We start from the raw sequence: 7,220 nt of genomic DNA, 5'->3' as shown, positions 1-7,220 counted from the left end.
AAAGATAACTACACTATGGTAGAACAAAATAAAAGTTGCGTATCAAATCAATAAGCCTGAATAGGGAATCAGTTATAAAAGAATGTCTATAGAAATCAATAAGAACAAGGGAATATTCTTGTTTAGTTCATAACGGTATGGAAATGAACTAATCTTAGTTCTTCTAAAATTTAATTGGTAATATGCGATGATTTAATATTCATCATACATAGATTTATTCGTCTGACAGTTGTTGAACTTTCGTCTGACAACTGTTATTCTTTCGTCTGACAATTGTCAGACGAAAAAGAAACAGCTGTCAGACGAATAAATTCATGTATCATTAGCCATAAACCCACTAGGTATCAAAAATAAATCTGTACAAACTCGAAATTAGTTCATTTCTGTTCAGAAACGAGTTAAACGGTGCGCTAGTGAATAGGTCAAGGGTGAGGGATGGTGAGGGTAGATTTATAACCTTTTATTTTATTATTTTCTATACTATCTCCTTTTTTATCTATAAAAAAAAATACGAAAGTTATAAATCTACCCTCACCATCCCTCACCCTTGACCCATATCTTATAATAAAAAGATAACGGGGAATCTTAAAAACTCAATCGTCTTTTTCAGATTTACCACAACGTTTTCAGAATACTCCATTATTTTATTCAAAACCGTGCAGAAACGAACCGTTTTGGGTACAGTTGTTTTATCCCCAAACTTTCAAATTGAGCTATTCTTTTTTACCTTCTACATACTTATCAAACTCCCCAATATGCTATAATGCAAAATTTAGCTACAACACACTGTGAACTATTTTCTATACTTTTATAAAAAAATAATAAACTTCAAACAATCCTTGCACAGACAGAAACACACGTTTTATAGACAAATATTAGCATTTTTCTTGTTTATATCGGCTAAGAATAATACATTTGCATCTATACAAACCAAATTAATATAATTATGAATAAAATTCCCATTTTTTCATTGACACTACTTTTTGCTTTAATTTTACCATTATTTGCAAATGCACAGGTAACAGTAAAGGGTATTGTAACTGACGAAAGTGGGGTACCATTAGTTGGCGTCTCCGTCCGCTATAAGGAAGTCCCCCAAGTTGGTGTTACTACAGATATTGATGGTAAGTTTTCCATCAAGGAAGTAAATGAAGGGAAAACGCTTGTTTTTTCCTATATCGGTATGAAAAATGCAGAGCGTTTACTAAAAGGGACAACCTCTTTCATCAAAATACAGATGGAGGCAGAAACAAGTGAACTCGATCAGGTTGTTATCACTGGCTATACTCAAACTACATTTAAAAAGATGACAGGTTCAGTAGGCATCATTACTGCCGACCAGCTAAAAGATCAAGCCCAACCGACTGTCGATGCCTTAATGCAAGGTAAAATTGCAGGTGTAGCCGTATCAGCTGTAACCGGACAGCCCGGTAGTACACAAAAAATACGAATCAGAGGTACCAACACGATCACTGGAGACGGACAACCTTTATGGGTTATTGACGGAGTACCCGTACAAGAAAGTATAGCTGATATGCCAAGTAGTTCGGAAATTAAATCAGGACAGTTCGATGATATGTTTATGAATGGTATTGCAGGTATTAATCCAAGCGATATCGAGAGCATCACGATCCTAAAAGATGCTTCCGCTACAGCTATTTATGGGTCTCGTGCAGCAGGAGGTGTTATTGTAGTAACCACTAAAAAAGGGAAACAAGGGAAAACAAGAATCAATTATTCCGGTAACGTTTCTGTCACACTATCGCCACAAAGGGATTATTCTTTAATGAATTCCCAAGAAAAAATTGCTTTTGAACAAGGATTATGGGATGAATTCTCTGCCCCTTACTTTGGAGAAGGTAAAACAGATTATCCAGTGGTAGGTATAGTTGGTATTGTACGTTCCGGTAAAGGACGTTTTAGCGGCTGGAATAAAGAACAACAAGACGCCTATCTCAACGAATTAAGTCAGAACAACACTAACTGGTACGACGAACTGTTCCGGAATGGAGTATCAACAACACACAACTTATCTATCAGTGGAGGAGGTGAGAAATACACCTATTATACATCATTAGCATACACACGCAATGCAGGTTTATTAAAAAACAATAATTACGACCGTTATAACATAACGGCTAACCTCACCATGACTCCCAACCAAAAAGTAAGATTAGATTTTGGTGCATCAATGTCTTATCAAGATTCCAAGTCGCCGGCATTAAGTACTTTCGACCCATTCCAATACGCATATTTTGCCAATCCATACGAAAAACCATATAATACAGACGGCAGTTATTGCACAGATGAAACCTACTATACATTAGGTAAATATAACTATGAAACTACGAGCAGAAAGAAAGTGCCCGACAGCGGTTTCAATATTATGCGAGAAATGAATGAAACCTCTTCACGTACTAAAAATATAAATACAACTGTACGTGCCGGCATTGATTATAGCATTATCAGCAAATTACGCTTTGTGGGACTCGCTTCATATACTTATTCCACCAACCGTCTGAAAGAAATATATGGCGATGGAACCAAAGCCGCATTAGATAACCGCATGTCAGTTGACTACTTGTCACAAAAAGAATATGCTTCAGTTTTACAACGTAATATAGATAATGACAGCTATATGATACGCGGACACTTTGCTTATGATGACCAATTCGGCAGCGACCATGCAATTTCCTTAATAGCAGGCGCCGAACTCCGCGGGAACAAGTCGAACGGACTTTTCAGTAAACGATATGGTTATGATTCTCTAACAGGAAACACAATTACCCCTTTACCTTCTACTCCCGAAGGAGTTAACTATGACAAGCTGAAAGAATATCTGACTGCTTTGGATGCTTCTTCCGGTGAAACTTGGAATGAGCAAAAGTTCGCTTCCTTCTATGCTTCCGCCGATTATTATTATAAAACAAAGTATATATTGAATGCTTCTTTCCGTACAGACGGCAGCTCCAACTTCGGTAGCGACCAACAATTCAATCCGAACTGGGCCGCAGGTGCTGCCTGGAACATCAGCGAAGAGAACTTTATGCAATCTATCAAACCAGTATTGAACAGATTGACTCTTCGGCTGGCAACCGGATTCACTGGTAATATCAGCCGTGCTGTAAGTCCGCAACTTATCATTAATCTCCTTGATGATTATCGCAATGTGGCAAATAATGTTTATCATATTGGAAGTATCAGTTCTCCTCCAAACCCCAATTTGCGCTGGGAAAAAACGAAAGATATGAAAGTTGCATTGGACTTTGGGCTTTTCAATGACCGCTTAACCGGTATTATTGAAGGATATTACCGTAAAACCACTGATATGGTAACTAGTGTACGGGTACTAACCACAACTGGATATTCAAAACAACAATATAATACGGCAAATGTAGAAAACAAAGGTATTGAAGCCACACTAAATGGAACTCCTGTAAAAACTAAAGACTTTACTTTATCCTTATCTGGCAATATTGCCTATAATATGAATAGGATAACTAGATATAAGGACCCACTAAATAAACTTTCTTATGCAGGATACTGGGAAGGATATCCAATGGAGGCTATCTATAGCGGCAGACTTACCGGTATTGACCCGGATACAGGTCTTTACTCTTTCCAATTACGCCCGGATGCAGAAATCAATACTGCAACTGATTTAAATAAATTTGACAACTATCAATTTTATCTGGGAACAGGGGAAGCCCCTATTACCGGTGGCTTCAACATTACCGCAGAATATAAAGGTGTCAGATTAAGTGTGAACGGAACCTATGCAACAGGATCTAAAGTACTTGAATATATTAAACCTCCCGTTTCTTATCAAAATACAGGTTATGGAACTCAAAGTGAATCAACACAGGTATTCGAGAATGACCTATTTACAAAACAACTGAATGTACCGAAAATTGCCGCTGACCGTTGGACACCCAACAATACTGACGGTACCTATCCGCGTGTATGGAACGTTTTCAAGGATTCGTATAACTTTGGTTATTATAACCCAATGGATCCAAATATTACACGCGGGGCATATCTCACCAATTTATCATATGTACGTATTAAAAGTATTATTGTAGGATACTCACTCCCGAAGAAATTATTAAATCAGACAGCACTTTCAAATGTGGATTTCTCAATGGCACTTAATAATTTCTTCACTTTTACGAGCTATAAAGGTATGGATCCGGAAACTCCCGGAGCAACGTATCCTGTCAGCAGATCTGTGATGTTTAGCGTAAATGTAGGATTCTAAAAAAGCATAACTATGAAAATAAAACAACTTATACTCACCTGTTGCAGTTTGCTATTCATACTTACCTCATGCAACAATTATCTGGATGTAAAACCCAAAGGAAAAATTATACCTAAAACAGCCGAGGAATATTCCACAATTCTTCATTATTGGCTGGACGAGATAGAAAAGGGTGCCAATGCTACAATTATACCTGAACCCGACTATACAAGTCTTTTGGAATTCTTTGCAGAAGATTTGGATGGAACATTAGCCAGTTCCCTTGTTAATACACAATTATATGTCGGTAGTCGTATCAATACAAATCAAAAACGTTATCCTGAACTGTATTCCGTTATCAAAGACTGCAATGTTATCATCAGCAATATGGAAGATACAGAATCAGAAATGGCAAAAAACATACTAGGAACAGCATGGAGTCTTCGTTCTATCTGCTATTATAATCTGCTACAAAGTTTTTGTGAGCCCTATCAACCGGAAACTGCTACTGAAACGTTAGGATTACCACTTGTAGATGAATTCGACATGGAAGCCAAACCTGAACGTTCGAACCAAAAAGAAACAGCAGAATTTATATTAAAAGGATTTCGCAATGCACTCTTATACAATGTAACCGATAAAGACTACCTCTTTACGGCTCAGGTAACCAAAGCTTTTATGGCACGTTTTTTCTTTTGGACACAAGACTGGGAAAATGCCATCATATACGCTAAAGAAGTGCTTGAACAATATCCTATGTTAGAAGCTGAAGAATATGCGGATAATATAAATCAGAAACTTTCAAAAGGGAAAAATGTTATCATCGCCTCTTACACTAATGAAAATGATATAGGAAGCTTAAGTTATGTTGTTGCCCAAAGCAATGTTATTCAGCGTCCTGTATCTAAAGAGCTAGTACAATTATTCAATAGTAGCCCAAATGACATACGCAAAGCAAATTCATTCAACGCACAACGAATACCTATCAAAAAGGTTACAACTAAATTCCGCAGTGAAGAACTATGTCTCATTATTGCTGAATCATATGCGCACTTGAATAATACAACAGAAGCTCTAAAATATCTTAATCTCCTTCGTTCCAAAAGAATTACCCAAGATTATATAGCTTATACAATGGATAATCTACCTGAAGTAGCTAAACAAAACATCACTGTAGATGCCACTGGCGCTCCTCTCAGTAAGCTAATTTCCGCCATTCTTTGCGAACGTAGAATGGAACTCTTTCTCGAAGGTGATCGTTGGTTTGAGTTGAAACGCAATGGAAGACCAGAATTTTGGATTGCTGCAAATGGGAAAAAATATGTTACAGAAAAGTACCTTTACACATATCCTATTCCGAGGGCTGATGTAGAACTATTTCCAGACCTTCTCATACAAAATCCCGGGTATATAAATTAAGTATTAACTTTAATAAAACAAAAAATGAAATATACTATATATATTACAGCAATAATAGTTACAAACTGCATATTTATATGCTCGTCCTGTAGTGAACCAGAAGAACTAACTCCGAAAACAGCATCTGTAACAACAGACTATCTTGTTCCCACTGGAACAATCCTAACTGCCGAAGACCGTGCAGAAGTACAAGCACGATGGGATGAATATAACGAAGCAATTAACCAATAAAATCGATTGAGTAAAATGAAAACAATGCTTAGAAACATAAACATTCTGCTTATATTGGTAATGGCATTTCCCATAATAGCCATTTCATGCAGTGATGATGATTCTTCGGCTGCTAATCTTTCGTTCAGTCGATCCATTTATATTCTTCCTTCTTCGGGAAGTTTGGAAGTAGAACTTAGGGCATCTGTACCACCAGAAACAGACCTTATAGTTCCTGTCAATATTGAGGGGACCGCAGAACTGAATGAAGATTATGAGATTTCTGCTAAAGAATTCACGATAAAGGCAGGTGAAACAAGTGGAAAATTGATACTAATACCTAAAAACAATTTAACTAGTGGACGTGAAATCCGTCTCTCTATTAATCCGGTGAACGGTTATGTATTGGGAGATAAAAAGATAGCTATCATTCCTATAGAAACCAAGGAACGTATTATGTATTCATTTACGTCATCTTACTCTCGAGTATTAAGTACTGTTGAGATATGGGTAGAAGTTCAAGGTGAAATTAGTGGAAAAAGTTTTAAGGCTCTTTCTGATATTACATTTCCTTTGGAGATTGGTTCATCAAGTAGTGCGATAATAGGTACTGATTTCACTGCCCCAACTTCTATAACTATACCTAAAAATGGGCGACAAGCTCATTTCACAGTTGCAATTCAAGAGGATGCTGAAGACTATGCAGGTAAAACAGCTACTATCAATTTAAAAGCACCTAGTGAAGGCGACTCTGACCTTTATTATCCAGGATCTTTTATTTCCTATTCTTTAAAACTTGACCAAGTGAAATTTATAGATATGCTAGGAAAATGGAAACCTGTAGAGATCACAAATGAAATTAATTTTGAATTGTATGAAATTCCTGCTGAAGATATGGTAAACTTACCCGTAAAAAACAGTGAAAATGATTATCTGGAATTCATCCACACAGACGGAAATGACATAATCATACCGCATCTTACCGGAAGCTTAAAAAACTTCTTTTGTAATCCTAGTGGACATAAAGTCACTTTTGATCATATTGAAAAAGGTCTTCTTGATTGGGAAAAAGATGAAGAATATGATGCTCCATATTATATTATTTCCGGAGCAAACAAATTTTTCTCATCTCAAAAGTCTGAACCAGCCGATGTTATAATGGGAATTGATAAGCTAGATGATAACAATATCATCATTTACTTTCATGAGTATATTCCTACAGATTTCTTTGTCAGTACTTATAATGACTATGATGAAGAATTTGATGTAGATATGTTTGGCATCAATTATAAATTCACCCGCGTAGCTGAATAAGATAATATAAGTTCAAATAATAAAAGTCCCTCATCCATAA

Annotated in this window: 3 protein-coding genes; all 3 read left to right on the top strand. The window is 36.5% G+C overall.

Features of this window, described 5'->3' with window-relative positions; translation table 11 throughout:
* The first annotated feature begins 946 nt into the window (after window positions 1-946).
* Window positions 947-4,258, top strand: a complete 3,312-nt coding sequence (locus DWZ47_RS20805; protein WP_117514525.1) for a SusC/RagA family TonB-linked outer membrane protein — start codon at window positions 947-949, stop codon at window positions 4,256-4,258.
* Between the two features lie 12 nt (window positions 4,259-4,270).
* A complete protein-coding gene (locus DWZ47_RS20800) occupies window positions 4,271-5,656 on the top strand; it encodes a RagB/SusD family nutrient uptake outer membrane protein (RefSeq protein ID WP_007762573.1) in 1,386 nt (461 codons plus the stop codon).
* Between the two features lie 246 nt (window positions 5,657-5,902).
* Window positions 5,903-7,180, top strand: coding sequence for a hypothetical protein (locus tag DWZ47_RS20790; protein ID WP_004322659.1), 1,278 nt, complete (start codon window positions 5,903-5,905; stop codon window positions 7,178-7,180).
* The last annotated feature ends 40 nt before the right edge of the window (window positions 7,181-7,220 follow it).

It is taken from the genome of Bacteroides sp. AF32-8BH (assembly GCF_003435205.1).
GTDB classification, from domain to species: Bacteria; Bacteroidota; Bacteroidia; order Bacteroidales; family Bacteroidaceae; genus Bacteroides; species Bacteroides ovatus.
Note: the sequence above shows the minus strand (reverse complement) of the source record. Positions and strands in the feature narration are given on the sequence as shown.